Genomic DNA, 15,448 nt, shown 5'->3' on the forward strand with positions numbered 1-15,448 from the left:
CCTTGACCGGCACGGCGGATGCGGCGCACATGGCCTCCAACCAGCGGCGGAACGAGTTCACTTGGGGGCACGAGGCGCTCGACGCCCGGTTCGCCGTGGCCGCCGACGGGACGCCGCGACTTCTCCGGCTGGCGCACCCCGACGACGACCGCCGAGCCGTCTCGCAGTCGGCCGCGCTCCCGCTGGTGGAGCTCACCGCCCTCGGCCACGGCAGCGGCTGGTCCGGCCCCCGCTTCACCGGCACGGCCTTCGGCGCCCGGCTCGCCCACCGCGGCCACCGCACCGGCAGCCGCGAGGGCTGGGAGTGGCTGACCGTCGAACTCCACGACCCCGCAACCGGGTTGACGGCGTTCGCCGAACTCACCTCCCCCACCGGCCTGCCCGTCCTGCGCTCCCGTGTCCGGCTCCGCAACGACGGCCCTGAACCCCTGGTCGTCCAGTCGGTCAGCAGCCTGCTGCTCGGCGGGCTGCCCGCCCCGGACGCCCTCGACGTCCACCGGGCCCGCAACGACTGGCTCGCCGAATGCCGTTGGTACGCCGAGCCGCTGCGCGCGTCCGTCGCCGACATCAACACGGACGTCCACGAGCACGACAGCCGGGCCGCCCTCGCCCTCACCGGGCGCGGCAGCTGGCCCACCGACGGCCATCTCGCCATGGGCGCGCTGACCGAGCGGGACGGCGGCCGGGCCTGGGTGTGGCAGGTCGAGTCCCCGGCCGGCTGGCGCTGGGACCTCGGCGAACGCGCCCACGGCACCTGCCTGGCGCTGAACGGCCCCACGGACGCGGAGCACCAGTGGCGGGTCCGGCTCGCCCCGGGCGAGGAGTTCACCACCGTCCCCGGTGCCCTGGCCCTCGGCCCCGACCTCGACGCCGCACTGGGCGCCCTGACCTCCTACCGCCGGGCGGTCCGCCGCCCGCACCCCGACCACACCGCCCTCCCCGTCGTCTTCAACGACTACATGAACACCCTCATGGGCGACCCGACCACGGCCAGGCTGCTCCCGCTGATCGACGCCGCCGCCGACGCCGGCGCCGAGTACTTCTGCATCGACTCCGGCTGGTACGACGACGACACCCGGGGCTGGTGGGACAGCGTCGGCGCGTGGCAGCCCTCGCCGCGCCGCTTCCCCGACGGCGGCATGGAAGCCGTCCTGGACCGGATCCGGGAGCGCGGGATGGTGCCCGGGCTGTGGCTGGAACCGGAGGTCGTCGGGGTGCGCAGTCCCGTCGCCGCCGAGCTGCCGCCCGAGGCGTTCTTCCAGCGCGACGGTGTACGCCTCACCGAGCAGGGCCGCCACCAGCTCGACCTGCGCCACCCGGCCGCCCGCGCCCACCTCGACAAGACGGTCGACCGGATCGCCGGCGACTGGGGCGTGGGCTACCTCAAGCTGGACTACAACATCGTCGTCGACCCCGGCACCCAGGCTCCCGGCGACCTCGCACCGGGAGCGGGCCTGCTCGGCCACGCCCACGCCTACCTGGACTGGCTCTCCGGAGTCCTGGACCGCCACCCCGGCCTCGTCGTCGAGAACTGCGCCTCCGGCGGCATGCGCATGGACGGCGCCACCCTCGCCGTGGCCCAGCTCCAGTCCACCAGCGACCAGCAGGACCCGCTGAACTACCCGCCCATCGCCGCCGCCGCGCCCACCGTGGTCCCGCCCGAGCAGGGCGCCGTCTGGGCCTACCCGCAGCCCGAGTACGACGACGACCTGATCGCGTGGACCCTCGGCGGGGCCCTGCTAGGCCGCATCCACCTCTCCGGCCACCTGAACCGCATGTCGGACCACCAGCGCGCCCTCGTCCGGGACGCCGTGGACCTCTACAAGTCGATCCGCGGGGACCTCGCCCGGGCCCTGCCGTTCTGGCCGCTGGGCCTGCCCGGCTGGACGGACGACTGGCTGGCACTGGGACTGCGGGCCCCCGGCGACGGCACGGCGTACCTCTCGGTCTGGCGGCGCGGCGGACCCGATGAACTCCACATTCCCGTCCGGCACCTGGCGGGCCGGGCCGTCCGGGCGGATGTCCTGCACCCGTCGTCGCCGGGGGCGGGCCGGGCGGTGTGGGACGGGGAGGGGCTGCGGGTGTCCGTGCCGCGCACGCCCGGGGCGCTGCTCATCCGGCTCGGTCAGGAGCCGTGAGAGGGGGTCTCACGCGCGTACGGCGTTTCGCTGCCGCGCCTGATCGCGCGCGTCCCGGCGGAACGCCCACGCCATGTCGGGCTCCATCACCCAGCGGAACACCCGCCGCACCGGCGGGGTGCACAGCGCGGTCACGAGCACCGCGGCGACGACCGTCACGACCATCTCGCCCAGGGGCCGGTGCACCCACGCCGGGTCGTACCAGCCCCAGAACTTGGACCCCTGCGCCACGAAACCGTGCAGCAGGTAGCCGTAGAGGGTGCCCGCGCCCAGCACGGTGAACCAGGCGCGGCGGCCGGGCACCCAGGCGAGGAAGCAGGCGACCAGCACCGACGAGCAGCCGAAGGTCACCAGCGTCATGACGGGCCCGTACCAGGAGGGCGCGGCCAGCTCCTCGGCGCTGTCGCGGTGGTAGAACCAGGCACCGCTCATCCGCGGCACCGCCCAGTAGGCCACGACGAGCGCCCCGGCGAAGACCGGCACGGCCAGGATCCGCGCCGCTCGGCGCCGCACCAGGCGGAAGTGCTCGGGCCGCAGCAGCAGACCGAGGACGAAGTACGGCAGGAACTGCAGCGTGCGCTGAGCATCGAGGTCGTTGCCGATGGACGGCGAGAGCGTCGCCGGCATCGCGATGAGGAGGGCGATCGGCAGTGGCCACCGCACGCGCTGCCAGATCGGCGTGGTCAGCCGCCAGATGAACAGGGCCGCCAGGAACCAGGTCAGGTACAGCGGGTCCAGCAGGCTGACCGGCCGGTCCGGCTCCTGGTCGGTCCACCGCGTGAACAGGGTGTACGCCGTCTCGAAGACGATGTACGGCACGGCGAGGCCGGTGATCAGGCGCCTGATCCGCCCCGGGCTCGCGTCGAAGGAGCGCGAGAAGTAGCCGGAGATCACGATGAACGCCGGCATGTGGAAGGCGTACACGACCATGTAGAGCGCGCTGACCGCCCGGCTGCCGTCCCGCAACGGCTCCCAGGAGTGCCCGATCGCCACCAGCACGATCGCCAGGTACTTGGCGTTGTCGAAGAACGCGTCCCGCCGGCCGGCCGGTTCCGTCGCGGGCGGCGCCTTCCGTTCCGTCCCGCCGGTCGCGACCGCGCGGATGCGCAGGGTGTCCTCGCTCATCACGCCTCCCGCGCCGGGTTCGGGGAACCCGGACGGGCGTTCACGCGTCTTGCCGGAGATACGGCGGTGGGGTGCCGGTGCGACATCCCCGCCGCCTGACCACTGAGTGGTGGCGCAAACCGCTTTCCGTCGCGCTGTAGCGCGGGTCACATCAAGGGTGGTGCCGCCGCGCCCGGAGCACGGCGGCACCATTGCACGGGGCTGGGATCAGCTCACGGAGCAGTCGGCGCCGTTGAGGGTGAAGGCGGTCGGGCTGGAGTTCGAGGTCGACCGGGTGGCCGTGAAGCCGAGGGTGACCGAGCCCGACGCGGGGATCGTCGCGGTGTACGAGGCGGCCGCGACGCTCACCTCGGAGCCGCTCTGGGTCGCCGTACCACCCCACAGGTTGGTGATGCGCTGGCTGTCGGGGAAGGTCCAGCGCAGCGTCCAGCCGTTGATCGCCGACGTGCCGGTGTTGCGCAGGACGATCTCGCCCTGGAAGCCGCCGGACCAGTTGCCCGTCACCCGGTAGCCGACACCGCAGGCCGACGGCGAGCCGCCGGGCGAGGTCGTGACCGTCACCGTGGCCGAGCGGGGCGAGCGGTTGCCGGCGGCGTCGCGGGCGTAGACGGCGAAGGTGTGGGAAGTGGCGGGCGACAGACCGGTGAGGGTGGCGGTGGTCCTCGTGGTGCTCGTGACGGCCGACTCCGTGCCGCCGCTGATCCGCACGATGTCGTAGCCGGTGACGCCGGTCGCGTCGGAGGCGGCGGCCCAGGTCAGGGTGGCGGACGAGGCGGTCACCCCGGAGACGGTCGGGGTGCCGGGAGCGGTCGGGGGAGTGGTGTCGCCGCTGCTGCCGGAGTAGATCGCGGCCTCCTTGGCGGTGGCGGCGATGCCGTTGGCGCCGTTGAAGAGGCGCTGCCCCCAGCTGGTGAGCCGGTTCGGGTCGAAGTCGGTGACCAGGTCGAGGTATCCCACGTCGCTGCTGTTGCCGCTCCACGACCAGCCGAGGTAGCCGAGGCGGAGCTGCTGGGTGGTGGCCAGGATGGTGTTCTCGTCGGGGTCGCCGTCCGAGTGGTTGTGGCCGAATTCGCCGACCACGATGGGGAGTTCGGCCTCGACGAAACGGTTCAGATAGTCGTCGACCTTCGCGGCCGTGTTGTAGACGCCGTACATGTGGACGGAGAAGACCGTGTTGCGGTCGGGGTCGGCGGCGAAGACGGACGCGGCGTTGTCGCGCATGGTGAACGCCCAGTCCTGGCCCCAGTTGGGCGCGTCGACCATGAGGGTGTGGTCGAACCCGGCGCCGCGCAGCTTCTGGATGGCCGCTTTGGTCTCGGCCGTCCACGCCGTGTGGTTGCTGTTGCCGAACGGCTCGTTGCCGATGTTGACGATGACGTAGTCCTCCTGGCCGGCCAGGGCGCTCTTCACACTGATCCAGTAGTCGGCCGCGCGGGAGAGGGTGGTCGCTCCGCTCTGGTCGCCGTACCCCGTGGTGTCGTGGACTTCGAGGACGCAGATGAGCCGGTTCTGCTTGCACTGGGAGACGACGTTCGCCACGTCCGCGGTGTCGTTGCGCGTCCAGCGGTCACCGTTGGCCAGGACCACGCGGATCGTGTTGGCGCCCTTGGCCTTGATGTGGGCGAAGGAGCTGATCCGGTTCGGGTACCAGGTGTGGGCGTGGTTGACGCCACGCATCACGAAGTCGTTCCCGTTCGCCTCCAGCAGCCGGCCGTTCTGGATGCGGAAGCCGGTGGGCGCGGCCTGGGCCGGCGGGGTGAGGACGAGGAAGGACAGGAAGAGAGCGAGCAGGGTCGCGGCCACGGTGGCCAGGCGTGGGGCGGTGGGGGTTGGGGTGGGGCGGAGTCTCATGACGGCTCCATAAGTGGGGTTCGGGTGGGGCACGTTGACGGTCGCGCTGTCGTGCTGAACGGGGTCCTGCCCCGGGGCTCGGCCGGGGCGGGCCCGCAGCCCGGACGCTTGTGGCCCGGCGGCGGCTGTCATCCGGCCGCTGCCTTCCCCGTGCAGGTGACGGTCGCCGCCGGGGTGCCGGCCGTGGCCGGGGCGGAGGCGGTGAAGCCGAACGTGGCGCTCGCGCCCGGGGCGAGGGCGCCGTTCCAGGCCGCGTTCGTGACGGTGGCCGTACCGTCGGCGGCCGTGGTGTGGGTGCCGTTCCAGACCTGGGTGAGGCGCGCGCCGTTCGCCGGTACGACGGTCGTGGTCCATCCCGAGACGGCGGAGGCCGATGTGTTGGTCACCGTCACTTCGCCCTGGTAGCCGCCCTGCCAGGAGGAGACCGCCCGGAAACGTGCGGTGCAGGCGGCGGGGTCCTCGCCCGGGTCACCCGGATCACCCGGGTCCTGCGGGACACCCGCGTCGAGGACCGCCGCGAGGGCCGGGAACCAGCGGGCGGCGATCTTGTTGTCGCCGGAGGCGTTGGGGTGCACGCCGTCGTAGGTGTCGGTCGCCGTACTGAAGCCGGTCCACTGGTCGACCACGGTGACGGGGGAGCGGTCGGTGCCGGTGGCCCGGGCCCAGCCGGGAATGCGCGCGTTGAAGTCGACGACGCGCTGCGCACAGGCCGCACAGCTGCTCGGGTTCATGGGGATGAGCTGCGCGACGAGGATCCGCATGTCCGGATTCGAGGCCCTCATCTGCGCCACGAGCTTGGTGTAGGCGGCGAGGATGCGGTCGGGCGCGATGCTGCTCCAGACGTCGTTCGTGCCGAAGTGCATGACAACGATGTCCGGGCGGGTGGAGGCCAGCCTGCCGGGCAGCAGGTTCCGGTCCGCCACGTTGGTCACCAGCTCGCCGCCATGACCCTCGTTGTCGCCGTCGTGTGCCTGTCCGCAGCCCTGCGGGGGGAGGGTGCCGACGAAGTCGATGTCCTTGTATCCGCTGTTGACCAGCCGGTTCCACAGCACGGCCCGCCAGCAGCCCGGAGAGCCGGTGATCGAGTCGCCGAGCGGCATGACGCGGACCGGGTCCGCCGCGGGAGCGGCTGTCGCACGGGGTGCCGACGTGAGGCCGAGAGGGAGGAGCAGGGCGGCCAGCAGGCCGAGGACGAATACGACACGTAGGTGCGGGGACGAGTGGGGGGTTCCGTGCATGGTGGTCCCTTCCCATGGATGAGGTGGGAGCGCTCCCACATCATCAAGCCATCGTTGTCATTGACGCGTCAAGAGGTGTGGTGGTGTTGGCGCTCCCCGAGGACTTTTGCCGGGCCATGAGGCATTCATGACCGGATGCCCAGCGAGCCGAGTCCATGATGGTCGGCGTCGGTAAGGCATGCCTTGGCTAACTCGCTTCCGGCGGGTGGGCCGGGGCATTGGGCCGGGAGGGCCGCGGTACATGTGGGACGACTCGTTTCCGAGCTTTCTGATCGGGCTGAGGGAGGGACTGGAAGCCGGGCTCGTCGTCTCCGTGCTGGTCGCCACCCTCGTGCGGGCCGGGGCGAAGTCGCGGCTGCCGCAGGTGTGGACCGGGGTGCTGGCCGCGATCGCGCTCTCGATGAGCTTCGGTGCCGTCCTCACCTTCACGGCCGCCTCCCTCTCCACCCCCGCGCAGGAGGCCTTCGGCGGCGCCCTGAGCATCGTGGCCGTCGCCTTCGTCACCGCGATGGTGTTCTGGATGCGGCGATCCGCCCGCAGCCTGGCGGGTGAGATCAAGGAGAAGGTCACCGAGGCGCTGACCATGGGCGCCGGAGTCCTGGTCCTCACCTCCTTCCTCGCGGTGGGACGCGAGGGCCTGGAGACCGCCCTGTTCCTGTGGACCACCGCCCGCGCGGCGAACGAATCGGCCGGGCCCCTGACCGGTGCGGGTGTGGGGCTCGTCCTCGCGGCCCTCCTGTGCTGGGCGCTGTACCGCCGGGTGCTGCGGATCAACCTCACCCGCTTCTTCACCGTCACCGGCGCGGTCCTCATCGTCATCGCCGCAGGCGTACTCGGCTACGGGCTGCGCGACCTCCAGGAAGGCGCGGTCCTGCCCGGCGGCACGGCATACGCTTTCGACCTGAGCGGCAGCGTCGACGCCGGCTCCTGGTACAGCGCTCTGCTCCAAGGCGTTCTCAATCTGACTCCGGCCATGACCTGGCTCCAGGTGGTCGGGTACGCCGGGTATCTCGCCGTGGTGATGACGCTGTTCGCGCGGGGGCTGCGCGGAGTGCCGGGCGTTCGGCAACGTGTGGCCACCACGCCGCCCCGGCCCGCGAGGGTGACACCCCACGGGCCCACCCGCCCCCGCCGGCTCCTGCCCGTCGCCGTCGTCGCGGTCCCCGCCCTCCTGGCCGGCCTCTTCATAGCACTGGCGCACCCCAAGCCCGCCGCCGGCGAGACCGTCGCCGTCTCCGGGACGGACTGCGGTCAGGGCTTCGCCCCGCCCAAGCCGGGGCGGCAGGACTTCCGGATGCACAACACCGGGAACCAGACGTCCGAGGTGTACCTGATCGACCCTGCCTCGAACGCGGTCTACGGCGAGATCGAAGGCCTGGCCCCCGGCACCACCCGGGACCTCGTCGCCACCGTGGCGGGCGGAACGTACGCCTGGCGTTGCGTGCCGGCCGACGGCAAGGCCGTCACCTCGAAGGCGGTCCGGGTCGGCGGCGCCGCGGGCGCCCACGCCGTCGTCCCCGTCTCCGAGCGGGACCTCGCCGCGCCGCTCCAGGCGTACAAGGCGTACGTGAACCGGGGGCTGGCCACCCTCGTCACCCAGACCCGACAGCTCAGCGACGACATCCGCGCCGGGCGGCTGGGCGCCGCCCGCACCGACTGGCTGACCGCGCATCGCACCTACTCCTCCCTCGGCGCGGCCTACGGCACCTTCGAGGACTTCGACCAGAAGATCGACGGACGGCCCGACGGTCTTCCGGACGGCGTGCACGACAAGGACTTCACCGGCTTCCACCGGATCGAGTACGGGCTGTGGCACGGTGAGTCGCCGACCGGACTCCAGAGGATGGCACAGCGGTTGGCCGTCGACGCCGCCGGGCTGCGGAAGGCCTTCCCGCACCAGGACTTCGACCCCTCCGACCTGCCCCTGCGCACCCACGAGATCCTGGAGAACACCCTCCAGTTCGAGCTGACCGGCGACACCGACCAAGGCAGTGGCACCGGGCTGGCCACCGCCGACGCCAACCTCGCCGGCACGCGTGAACTGCTCACGGTGCTCAGGCCGTTGCTCACCTCGCGGGCCCCGAAGCTGCTTCCCACCGTCGACGCGGACATCGCGCGACTGCAGAAGCTGCTCGACTCCGAGCACCACGGGGCCGGCTGGACCCCCGTCGACCGGCTCGACCCGGCCGCGAAGGCCCGGATCGACGGGGCCGCGGGGCAACTCCTCGAAGATCTCTCGCCGGTGCCGGATCTGCTCGAGATCAGGAGGTCCGCATGAGCGTCCGGCGGCGACACCACTCCGCAGAAGACTCCGAAGGGAACACCTCCATGCCGTCCGCCGACACGCCGCCGCGGGGCTGCCCCGCCCACGCCGGCCGCCGCTCCTTCGTGAAGACGGCCCTGGGCGCCGGAGCGGCCGGAGCCGTCCTGGCCGGGGGCGGGCTCGCCCTCGCCGAGAGCGGCAGCGGTACGGCCCGGGCGGCCGGGCAGCAGGACGCCGCTCCGGTGGCCTTCCACGGGACCCACCAGGCCGGGATCCTCACTCCCGCGCAGACGGCCGCCGCCTTCGTCTCCTTCGACGTCATCGCCGACGGCCGTGCCGAACTGGCCGACCTGCTGCGGACGCTCACCGAGCGGGCCCGCTTCCTCACCTCCGGAGGCACCCCGGCAGACCTCGGCGTCGGCGCCCCGCCCTCGGACAACGGCATCCTCGGCCCGGTCGTCCCGGCCGACGCGCTCACCGTCACCGTGGGGGTGGGCGCCTCCCTCTTCGACGACCGCTACGGACTCGCCCGGGCCAGGCCGCGCCGGCTCACGCCGATGCGGACCTTCCCCAACGACAACCTGAACCCCGCCGAGTGCCACGGCGACCTGTCCCTGCAGATCTGCGCGGCCCGCCAGGACACCGTGCTGCACGCGCTGCGCGACATCGCCAAGCACACGCGGGGCGCGATGCAGATCCGGTGGCGCGTCGACGGCTTCCAGAACACGCCCCGGCCCAGCGGCGCCCAGCGCAACCTGCTGGGCTTCAAGGACGGCATAGCCAACCCGGACGTGGCGTCGGCCCGCGAGATGGACCACCTGGTGTGGGTCGGACAGGGGCAGGGTGAGCCCGCCTGGGCGGCCGGGGGCAGCTATCAGGTCGTCCGGATCATCAGGATGCTCGTGGAGTTCTGGGACCGGGTCTCGCTGTCCGAGCAGGAGCTGATGTTCGGCCGGCGCAAGGACACCGGCGCCCCGCTGGACGGAGCCAAGGAGACGGACACCCCTCACTACGCCAAGGACCCGCACGGCACGGCGATCCCGCTGGACGCGCACATCCGGCTCGCCAACCCGCGCACCGCGAAGACCGACAACTCCCGCATCCTGCGCCGGGGCTACAACTACGACCGGGGCGTCGACAACGTCGGCGACCTCGACATGGGGCTGGTCTTCTGCTGCTACCAGCAGGACGTGCGCCGCCAGTTCGAGGCCACGCAGACCCGGCTGATCGACGAGCCCCTCGTCGACTACATCTCCCCGACCGGCGGCGGCTACTTCTTCGCCCTGCCCGGCGTGCGGGACTCCTCCGACTGGCTGGGCAGAGGGCTGCTCTCGGCCTGACGCGCGCAGACCCCGGCCTGAAGTCCCGCCTCTGTCAGAACGGCGACCCGCACGCGCGAGGTTCAGGAACGCGCGTACGGGTCACCGCGGCCGGCGAGGTGGAGATCCGCTTCCCGGACGGCACCCGGGAGCAGGTGCCGCGCTGACCGGGTCAGGCCGCGGTACGGCTCCGCGTCACCGCCTTCCTCAGCAGCGGCCACACCAGCAGCAGCACGATCACCGCGTACACGGTCACCGCGAACGGCGTGTTGACCAGACCGGTGACGCTGCCGTCGCTGATCTGCAGGGCGCGCCGCAACTGCTGCTCGGCGTTCGGGCCGAGGATCACACCGATCACGGCGGGCAGCACGGGCAGCCCGTAGCGGCGCATGCCGAAGCCGATCAGGCCGATGATCAGCAGGATCACCAGGTCGATCACCTCGCCGCCGACCGCGTACGCGCCGACCGCCGCGAAGAACATGATCCCGGCGTAGAGGTACGGCCGCGGGATGCGCAGCAGCTTCGCCCACACCGGCGCCAGCGGCAGGTTCAGCGCGAGCAGCAGCACCATGCCGACGAACAGGGAGGCGATCAGGCCCCACACCAGGTCGGGTTCGCGCTCGAAGAGGAGCGGGCCGGGCTGGATGCCGTACTGCTGGAAGGCGGCCAGCATCACGGCCGCGACCGCCGTGGTGGGCAGGCCCAGGGTCAGCATCGACACCAGCGTCCCCGCCGCCGAGGCCGACGCCGCCGACTCCGGGCCCGCGACGCCCTCGATGGCACCCTTGCCCCACTCGTCCTTGTGCTTCGACAGGCGCTTCTCCGTGACGTACGACAGGAACGTGGGGATCTCCGCGCCGCCCGCCGGGATCGCGCCGAACGGGAAGCCGATGAACGGGCCGCGCAGCCATGACTTCCAGGTCCGGTTCACGTCGTCGCGCCCCAGCCACGGCCGGCCCACCGGTATCGGCTCCGGCGGTCTGCGCCGCAGATGGGCCGCCACCCACAGCGCCTCACCGATCGCGAAGAGCCCGACCGCGACGATCACCACGTCGATGCCGTCGGCGAGTTGGAGCGAACCGAACGTCAGGCGCTGCTGTCCGGTCATCTGGTCCAGGCCCACCAGACCCAGGGTGAGACCGATCAGCAGGGAGGCGAGGCCCCGGATGCGGGAGGAGCCGAGCACCGAGGTCACCGCGATGAACGCCAGCACCATGATGGCGAAGTAGTCCGGCGCGCCGATGTCGACGGCGAGTTTCGCGACCGTCGGCGCGAGCGCCACCAGCAGCAGCGTGCCGATCAGGCCGCCCGCGAAGTGCCCGACGGCGGCCGCCGCGAGGGCCTGGGCGCCGCGCCCGGACTTGGCCATGGGGTTGCCCTCCAGGGCCGCCACCACCGCCGCGCTCTCACCGGGTGTGTTGAGCAGGATGGAGGTGGTCGAACCGCCGAACATGGCGCCGTAGTAGATGCCCGCGAACATGATGAACGCGCCGATCGGGTCGAGCCCGTACGTCACCGGCAGCAGCAGTGCGACCGCCATCGCCGGGCCGATGCCCGGCAGCACGCCGATCGCCGTGCCGAGCAGCACACCGATCACGGCCCATAGGAGGTTGATCGGCGTGAGGGCCGTGCCGAAGCCGTCCAGAAGGGAGTTGAAGGCATCCATGTCACAGCACTCCCATCAGCGGACCGCCGGGCAGGGGCACTCCGAGCAGGTTGTTGAAGACGGTGTAGGTGACGAGGGAGAGCCCTGCGGCGATGAGCGGATCGCGGTCGATCCGCCGGCTGCCGAGCGCGAACGCCGCGCCCCAGAACAGCAGCGCACCCGCGATGGGGAAGCCGAGCGGTTCGATCAGGACGGCCGCCCCGAGGAACACCCCGGCGAGCAGCAGCACCGTGCGCCAGTCGGCGGGCTCGGACAGGTCGACGTCCTCACCGCCCTCGGCCTGGCCCCGGCCGCCGCGCAGGACGTCCACGGCGAGCAGCGCGGCGATGACCAGCAGACCGGCGCCGACCACGACCGGCACGGTCTTCGGGCCGACCGGGCCGCGCTGGGCGATGTCGACGTCCATGGTGAGCGCGTCGGTCAGGACGAGGACACCCAGTGCCAGCAGAAGTACGCAGACGCCGAGTTCGGAGTGCTCGCGCAGCCAGGAGCGCCGTTCGCCACCGGTCTCGGCGGGGGGAATGTCGGTCTGCGTCGTCACAGTCCCAGCTCCTTCAGCACCGAAACCACCCGCTTGTCCTCGGCGTCGAGGAACGCGCCGAACTTGTCACCGGTGAGGAAGGCGTCGTCCCAGCCGTTCTGCTTCAGGGACGTCCGCCACTCGTCCGAGTCGTGCAGCTCCTCGACCAGCTTCACGAGCTTGTCGCGCTCCCCGTCGTTCAGGCCGGGCGGCGCGACGATGCCCCGCCAGTTGGTGAAGCTCACGTCGTAGCCCGCCTCCTTCAGCGTGGGCGCGTCCAGGCCCTCGACGCGCTCCGGGCCGGTGACCGCGAGGAGACGCAGCTCGCCCGCCTTGATCTGGTCCAGATACTCGCCGACCCCGGAGACACCGAAGGCGACCTTGTTGCCGAGGATCGAGGCGAGCAGCTCGCCGCCGCCGTCGAAGGGGATGTAGTTGACCTGCTTCGGGGGGATCCCGGCGGCCCGGGCCATCAGCATCGGAGCGAGGTGGTCGGGGCCACCGGGCGAGGAGCCGCCGCCCACCGGGAGCTTGCCCGGGTTCTCCTTCCAGGCGCCGATCAGGTCGTCGATCGTCTTGTACGGCGAGTCCTTGGCGACCACCACCACGTCCTGCTCCTCGGTGAGCCGGGCGATGGGCGTGGTGTCGCCGAGCGTCTTCGGCGCGTCGTTGGAGCGGACGGCGCCCACGACCCCGAGGCCCATGGACATGGCGAGCTTGCCGTTGCCGTGCTCGCTCACCAGTCGGCTCAAGCCCACCGTGCCGCCGGCACCGGGCAGGTTGAACACCTCGATGTTGTGGGTGAGTCCGGCGTCCTCGGCGTTCTTCGCGGCCGTGCGGGCCGTGATGTCGTAGCCGCCGCCGGGCGTGTTGGGGACCATGAAACGCAGGCCCGGGATCTGTGTGCCGGTCTCGGAGCCGCTGCCGGTGGTCAGCAGCGGCGGTCCGACGAGCACCAGCACGGCGGCCCCGAGCAGGGCGAGGGGAGTGCGCAGGCGCACGAGTGCCACCACCTGTCGGTTCGTCGATGCGGGTAGGTAAGCGCCCTGTGGGGGAGGGTGACGTGGGCCACATGGTGCCCGGGCGGCGACGAGCTGTCTCTCTTGCGGAACCAACGGAGGTTGTGGTCATTGCGGTAACCGGGACGCCCGCACGGCGACGAACCCGCGCCGCGACAAGCGAAAGGCCCCGGCGCCGGTGCGCCAGGGCCCTCGCATGCGTGACGGTTTCAGCGCCCCTTACGCGGTGTGGATCTCCAGGGCGGCCCGCACGGCGGACTCCAGGGCTCCCTCGATCCACGCCGGCTTGACGGACGTGTGGTCACCGGCGAAGTGCAACGGCCCCTCCCGCAGTGGGATGACCGGGAGCAGCTCCGTGTGCTGCCCGGGCAGCAGCACGGACGCCTCCCCATAGGCGTACGGGTCGCGCAACCAGCTCTGCGTACGTCCCGCGCCGGTGTAGAAGACCTCGATGCGCTGGCCGTAGACCTGCTGGAGACCGCACAGAGCGTGCGGGTAGCGCGCCTCGTCGTCCAGGGAGTCCCAGCGCAGCGCGTCGTCCGCCCAGCTGTAGGAGGCCAGCACGACACCCCCCGCACTGCCCGGGACCGGGTGGGAGGGGTGGAACATGAACCGGTTGGCGTTGTCCGACACCGAGCCGCCACCCACGACGCCGGCCGCCTCGGGCTGGTCGCGCGCACTCGCGCGATTGGCGGCGTAGTGGGTGCGCTGACCGGCTGTGATGTGCCCGCCGGGAACCGAGGGGTGAGCGCCGAGGAGGGTGCCGTCGGCGGCGGCGCGGCCGGTGCGGTACGCGTCGTACAGGCCCGGGTCGACGGCGTTCAGCTCCCGCTTCCAGTCGGCCTCGTCGAACTCCCACCAGCGGCGGCTGAACTCCAGCAGCACCTTGGTCGCGCTGTCGTAGTGCAGTTCACAGACCGCGCGGCGCTTGCCGTACGACATGGGCGGGTCGATCTGTACGTGGCGCAGGCCGGAGAACGGCACCGTCACCACGGCGACATCCGCGGTGAACTGCTCGCGTACGACCGGGCCGTCGCGGCCCTCGGACACGGTGTCCACCCACACGTGCGGGCCCTTGCCCCGGACGTGGCCGGCGTCCGGCGCGGGGCGATCGGGGTGGTGGTACTCGATGCGCGTGACACGGCGGTCGAACCGCACGTCCTCGCGCACACGTTCCAGCAGGGCGTCCGGCAGGACCGCCGTGCCGCCCTCCAACTCGTAGAACGGGGTGTCGGGGCTGATGAGGGAGGAGCCGATGAAGCTGTGGATGAAGGAGAGCGGGAGGCGTGAGGTGAGGTTCTCCAGGGTGCCGATCAGGTCGATGGTCCGCTCGTCCAGTCCGGCGTGCTCGGTGAGGAAGCGGAACATGGACCAGTCACCGAACCGCCGCACCACGCGGGCCCAGCCCCGCAGCCGCTCCGGAAGCGGCTTGTCGACCCGTTTGCCGTCGGAGCCGACGTAGCTGAACTCGTCGCGCACCGGGTCCAGCGCCGAGCGCAGGATGGCGGCGGCCGGGGTGTCCCAATGAGCCTTGGGCACGCCGAAGGACCGGTTCACGCGCCGGGGCGCGCGGGCGTAGTCGGTGCGCCGTACGCGGATGCCGTTGACGTGGATCCAGGTGCGGCCGGCGGGGCGCCCTTCTGCGTCGACGTCGACGTAGTGGAAACGCCGCTTCTTGAGGTCGAACTGGTCGATCAGTTCCATCACCAGGGGGTGGCTGCCGGGGAGGCGCATCGCGCCCGCTTCGGCGTACTGGCGGGGATCGGCGAAGGGTTGTTCGGCATCCTCATGGCCGCCGTTGCGGAAGGTCTTGATGCGTCCGCCCGCCCGGTTGCCGTTGGCCTCCAGGACCGTGACCCGGTGACCGGCCTTCTTCAGCAGCCAGGCGGCGACCAGCCCGGCCGGACCGGCGCCGATGACGAGGACGTTTCTGGGGCGCGTGCGGCGCTGAGCCGGCAGCCCCTTCTTGAGGACGCGCTGGTAGCGCGGGACGAGGGGACGGTCGTCGGAGTCCAGTACGAGCAGTGCGCGGGCGACGGCGAGGCACCGGTCGAAGTCGGCGCCGCGCTTGCCGTCCGGGGCGGCCGGGGCAGCCGGTGCGGGCAGGGCCGTGGCGGCACCGCCGGTCAGGGCCGTCGCCACCGTGGCCGTGCCGGCCACCGCCGCGAAGCTCCTCCGGGAGAGACCGCCGTCCGAGTGCACCACCGCGTGATCTTCAGTCATGGCGGCCTTTGTACTGGCGGCCTCGTCCGGGCGCCGCCTTTCGCCCGGGCGTTGACCCGAAGGAGCGAAGCCGGCCGCAAACCCTG

Annotated in this window: 10 protein-coding genes; 3 read left to right on the forward strand and 7 right to left on the reverse strand. The window is 72.0% G+C overall.

The window, feature by feature from the left end:
* Window positions 1–29: 29 nt before the first annotated feature.
* Window positions 30–2,138 (forward strand): alpha-galactosidase, encoded by a 2,109-nt coding sequence (locus tag ACIRDU_RS31370; protein WP_403585968.1) that lies wholly within the window; start codon window positions 30–32, stop codon window positions 2,136–2,138.
* Window positions 2,139–2,147: 9 nt separating this feature from the next.
* Here ACIRDU_RS31370 and ACIRDU_RS31375 read toward each other — a convergent pair whose 3' ends face one another.
* From ACIRDU_RS31375 to ACIRDU_RS31385, 3 genes are all read right to left on the reverse strand, one after another.
* Window positions 2,148–3,263, reverse strand: coding sequence for an acyltransferase family protein (locus ACIRDU_RS31375; protein WP_403585739.1), 1,116 nt, complete (start codon window positions 3,261–3,263; stop codon window positions 2,148–2,150).
* Window positions 3,264–3,470: 207 nt separating this feature from the next.
* Entirely contained in the window at window positions 3,471–5,114 is a 1,644-nt protein-coding gene (locus ACIRDU_RS31380; protein ID WP_403585742.1) for a cellulase family glycosylhydrolase, read from the reverse strand.
* Between the two features lie 128 nt (window positions 5,115–5,242).
* A complete protein-coding gene (locus tag ACIRDU_RS31385) occupies window positions 5,243–6,352 on the reverse strand; it encodes a GDSL-type esterase/lipase family protein (RefSeq protein ID WP_403585745.1) in 1,110 nt (369 codons plus the stop codon).
* A gap of 241 nt (window positions 6,353–6,593) precedes the next feature.
* On the opposite strand from ACIRDU_RS31385, the gene efeU reads away from it, so the two are divergent.
* Window positions 6,594–8,630, forward strand: coding sequence for an iron uptake transporter permease EfeU (gene efeU, locus ACIRDU_RS31390; protein ID WP_403585748.1), 2,037 nt, complete (start codon window positions 6,594–6,596; stop codon window positions 8,628–8,630).
* A 50-nt stretch (window positions 8,631–8,680) separates the two neighbouring features.
* Window positions 8,681–9,955 (forward strand): iron uptake transporter deferrochelatase/peroxidase subunit, encoded by a 1,275-nt coding sequence (efeB, locus tag ACIRDU_RS31395; RefSeq protein WP_403585750.1) that lies wholly within the window; start codon window positions 8,681–8,683, stop codon window positions 9,953–9,955.
* 151 nt (window positions 9,956–10,106) lie between these two features.
* Here efeB and ACIRDU_RS31400 read toward each other — a convergent pair whose 3' ends face one another.
* From ACIRDU_RS31400 to ACIRDU_RS31415, 4 genes are all read right to left on the reverse strand, one after another.
* Window positions 10,107–11,600, reverse strand: coding sequence for a tripartite tricarboxylate transporter permease (locus tag ACIRDU_RS31400; RefSeq protein WP_403585752.1), 1,494 nt, complete (start codon window positions 11,598–11,600; stop codon window positions 10,107–10,109).
* Window position 11,601: 1 nt separating this feature from the next.
* The gene (locus tag ACIRDU_RS31405; protein ID WP_403585754.1) at window positions 11,602–12,141 is read right to left on the reverse strand and encodes a tripartite tricarboxylate transporter TctB family protein; all 540 of its coding nucleotides are present in this window, start codon (window positions 12,139–12,141) and stop codon (window positions 11,602–11,604) included.
* Window positions 12,138–13,121 carry a Bug family tripartite tricarboxylate transporter substrate binding protein gene (locus tag ACIRDU_RS31410; protein ID WP_403585757.1) on the reverse strand — a complete coding sequence of 328 codons (984 nt, stop codon included), beginning with the start codon at window positions 13,119–13,121 and terminating at the stop codon, window positions 12,138–12,140. The genes ACIRDU_RS31405 and ACIRDU_RS31410 overlap by 4 nt, the downstream gene beginning before the upstream one ends.
* A gap of 237 nt (window positions 13,122–13,358) precedes the next feature.
* A complete protein-coding gene (locus ACIRDU_RS31415; RefSeq protein WP_403585759.1) occupies window positions 13,359–15,362 on the reverse strand; it encodes a flavin monoamine oxidase family protein in 2,004 nt (667 codons plus the stop codon).
* Window positions 15,363–15,448 lie beyond the last annotated feature (86 nt).

Origin of the sequence: Streptomyces sp. NPDC093598 (assembly GCF_044764825.1) — a bacterium.
In the GTDB taxonomy this organism is placed as follows: Bacteria; Actinomycetota; Actinomycetes; order Streptomycetales; family Streptomycetaceae; genus Streptomyces.